Source organism: Salinivibrio sp. MA607, assembly GCF_001996245.1.
GTDB classification, from domain to species: domain Bacteria; phylum Pseudomonadota; class Gammaproteobacteria; order Enterobacterales; family Vibrionaceae; genus Salinivibrio; species Salinivibrio costicola.
The window spans coordinates 1-3,414 of the sequence record NZ_MUFJ01000061.1; the positions used below are offsets into that span (position 1 = coordinate 1).

At 41.4% G+C, this 3,414-nt stretch carries 5 protein-coding genes; 2 read left to right on the top strand and 3 right to left on the bottom strand.

The features are described from left to right. The coding region (locus BZG81_RS15740; protein WP_198533670.1) for a transposase at positions 1-421 on the top strand (421 nt) is incomplete at its 5' end. A 27-nt stretch (positions 422-448) separates the two neighbouring features. Here BZG81_RS15740 and BZG81_RS15360 read toward each other — a convergent pair. From BZG81_RS15360 to BZG81_RS15745, 3 genes are all read right to left on the bottom strand, one after another. Beyond that, positions 449-1,345: a hypothetical protein gene (locus BZG81_RS15360; RefSeq protein WP_077677815.1), complete on the bottom strand. Its 897-nt coding sequence runs from the start codon at positions 1,343-1,345 to the stop codon at positions 449-451. 79 nt (positions 1,346-1,424) lie between these two features. Further along, positions 1,425-1,913, bottom strand: a complete 489-nt coding sequence (locus tag BZG81_RS15365) for a Type 1 glutamine amidotransferase-like domain-containing protein (RefSeq protein ID WP_198533671.1) — start codon at positions 1,911-1,913, stop codon at positions 1,425-1,427. Continuing rightward, a complete protein-coding gene (locus BZG81_RS15745) occupies positions 1,888-2,121 on the bottom strand; it encodes a Type 1 glutamine amidotransferase-like domain-containing protein (protein WP_198533672.1) in 234 nt (77 codons plus the stop codon). The genes BZG81_RS15365 and BZG81_RS15745 overlap by 26 nt, the downstream gene beginning before the upstream one ends. A gap of 559 nt (positions 2,122-2,680) precedes the next feature. On the opposite strand from BZG81_RS15745, the gene BZG81_RS15370 reads away from it, so the two are divergent. Beyond that, on the top strand, positions 2,681-3,414 hold a 734-nt coding region (locus BZG81_RS15370; protein WP_077677816.1), incomplete at its 3' end, for an IS110 family transposase.

Here is a 3,414-nt window from a genome sequence, read left to right on the forward strand (position 1 = left end):
CGTGAAGTTGATTGAAGCATGCCCTGAATATCAGACTAAAAATACGCTCTTACAAAGCGTGCCTGGCATTGGCAGCATTGCGGCAGCATCTATCATCAGTAACGTCCCTGAGCTGGGCTATATAACTAACAAACAAGCGGCATCTCTCATTGGTGTTGCACCCGTGACAAAAGAAAGTGGGCGATATAAAGGCAAACGAGTGATCCAAGGTGGACGTGCTCAAGTTCGTACCGTGTTGTATATGGCGATGATGTCTGCGATGCAATGTAATCCTGTTTTTAAAGCCACATATACCCGATTAGTCGCCGCTGGAAAGCCGAAAAAAGTCGCCATTATTGCCTGTGTGCGCAAGATGGTAGTGATCTTAAATTCGATGCTTAGAGACGGCGTGATGTGGGATAAAAATCTCGCTAAAATTTAGGATTGACGACATACTCGTTTGTTAGTTTCATTTTTTAAGAACAAGACATTGATATTGCGCTATTCTATTTAAATCCGCCGTATATTGCGGAAACTCAGATTGTAACAAGCATAGAGCATCAGCAAATGTGATTTGATGCAAATTTGACGTGTAATCAAAGATTAAGCAATTTATACGTGATTCAAACGATTCTATACCCGGCTCAGCCTTGCATTGCCCCCACATGACTTGATCGATTTCATCTTCGGGGTCTTCCAAAGGACTATTGGCCTGAACATATAAGTTTGACAGCATTGCTTCATACAGCGATGTTAATAACTGATCTTTGCAACGTAATAGCCAAGCCAAAGTGATCAAGTTGTGTCCAAAGAAACCAAACTGCTCAATACAAGATAATAATACATCTGAGAGACTGGCCTTTACTGGCACTGGTTTCGAGTTAACGTTATCTATATTTGAAAACGTTGACGTAACGAACTCTGTAAAACGATTAAGAAAGGCTGGGATCTGATGTTCATTCAATTGCCTATAGACACTATTCATTGCAAGCAATATCGTCACATTGTGGGATAAGTATTCATTGGCAGATGCTGCTTTGGTGGCAAAGTGGCGAAAAATCTCATCAAAACCTTTGTTTTGATACCACTGAAAAGTAGCTTGATAAGCTGCGGGATAAATACCACGATTCAGTATTCTTTGAATACGAAAGTCTTGTAATGCTGGTGCTTGAACAGATTCCTCATATGTAGGCTGTACCAAAACTGAATCATTAGCCATCAAAATAGACGTATGAGAAAAAATTTTGTCATTTTCACCAAAACGTTTAGCGAGGAAATTTGCTGATAAAAATGCTTTCAACGCATGAGGTTGATGAATTATTGCCCCACTATGTAAGGCTTGTTCTAACAATTCCAAATTGTTCATATATCTTCCATGAAACTAACGCTTTACTCACCGGAAAATGACGAGCGTCAGCGAGTTATTTTTCCAATGCAGTAAATTGTTATGTTTTTTCACCCCAGACTTCAAATTTATTGTCATGTATGACAATCGCTTGTGTGTTGCTAATGGGGCAAAGATCTATTTCGTCCTTATAACTAGAAATGATTTTCTCGACTGACTCTTTGAATGGGAAGTTTTTATGGTGAGGAACCGGATAAAAATCAATCATTCCTAATGATGAAAACGTGCCAATGTTCGGCGCGGCAGTGAAGTCATCCATTTCTTTTACATACTCAATATTGCGTGAAAGCACAATGGAACCAGCAGACTCACCAATATACATTTTCCCTGAATTTACTTGTTCAGATATAACTGTGTCCGCGCCTGTTCTTTTCAGCTCTTGAAGGAGAAAGAAGGTATTACCACCAGTAACATAGATATAGTCATTCTTTTTGAGCGTACTATCTATTTTTTCTTTGGTTGCCGTTGAAATTTCAAGTTCGTCAACAATTAGCCCGCGTTCTTCAAGGGCCTTTTTGCCAGCATCCACATAAAATGTAACATNTTTCAAGTTCGTCAACAATTAGCCCGCGTTCTTCAAGGGCCTTTTTGCCAGCATCCACATAAAATGTAACATCTTCGACAAGACTCGCCGTAGGTATGAATGTAACAGTTTTTCCTGCGCATTTTTCCTCGGCGAACTCCACGAATAAATCTGCCACATCCACGAAAGATGAAGTTAAAAAAATCTTTTTCATTACATTTCCTTTCTTCCCGAACACTTTTCTAGAAACTTAACGCCCAATTAAGGTGTGAAGCACGCGTCCACAAAAATTAAATAGACAACCTTAATCACTAAACTTAACCCAAACTGAGAATGCCAAGCGTGCTGAATCACGCTTAAATTGTTTGTATGGATAATCTCACCCGTATTTGGGTAAAGTGAGACCCAGGCTTTAGCTGCAACTAAAGCTTTCTAATGTGCAGTTCGATTGAACGCTGGCTCCTCTGTCGAGAGACCGATAACAAACATGAACGCACCTTAGAACTCCAAGCACCAAACTCGAATACTCGACTGGGTCTCGAACCCGTATTACGCAAACAAGAGTTAGCTTATTATGAATACTGCATCCAATCAAAACATCTACATCNGCTTTAGCTGCAACTAAAGCTTTCTAATGTGCAGTTCGATTGAACGCTGGCTCCTCTGTCGAGAGACCGATAACAAACATGAACGCACCTTAGAACTCCAAGCACCAAACTCGAATACTCGACTGGGTCTCGAACCCGTATTACGCAAACAAGAGTTAGCTTATTATGAATACTGCATCCAATCAAAACATCTACATCGGCGTCGATACCGGCAAAGCGCAACTCGACATCTACGTCAGACCAACTGCRCACTTCTTCTCTGTGCCAAACACTGATAAAGGCATTAAAGATGCATTGAAAAYCATCAAGCCATATCAGCCTGAGCGCATCATCATTGAAGCCACTGGCCGATTAGAAATGCYCTTTGTGCTCGCKTGTATTGAAGCCAATTTACCCATCGTACGCGCCAACCCTGTGCACATTAAACGCTTCGCCGGCGCCATTGGCCGCAGAGCGAAAAATGACCGCTTAGATGCTGAGTTAATYGCACATTATGGCGACGCCATTAAGCCTGAAATCACCATTATCAAGGCGGAAAATATACGTCTAATGAGTGACTTAGTCATCAGGAGAAACCAGCTCCTATCTATGCAAACGATGGAAAAGAACCGCTTGCAGATACTGCCCAAAACCTTGCATTCAACCATCAAMCCCATGCTCACTGCGATGAAAAATCAAATCACCAACATYGARCAAAAACTCGTGAAGTTGATTGAAGCATGCCCTGAATATCAGACTAAAAATACGCTCTTACAAAGCGTGCCTGGCATTGGCAGCATTGCGGCAGCATCTATCATCAGTAACGTCCCTGAGCTGGGCTATATAACTAACAAACAAGCGGCATCTCTCATTGGTGTTGCACCCGTGACAAAAGAAAGTGGGCGATATAAAGGCAAACG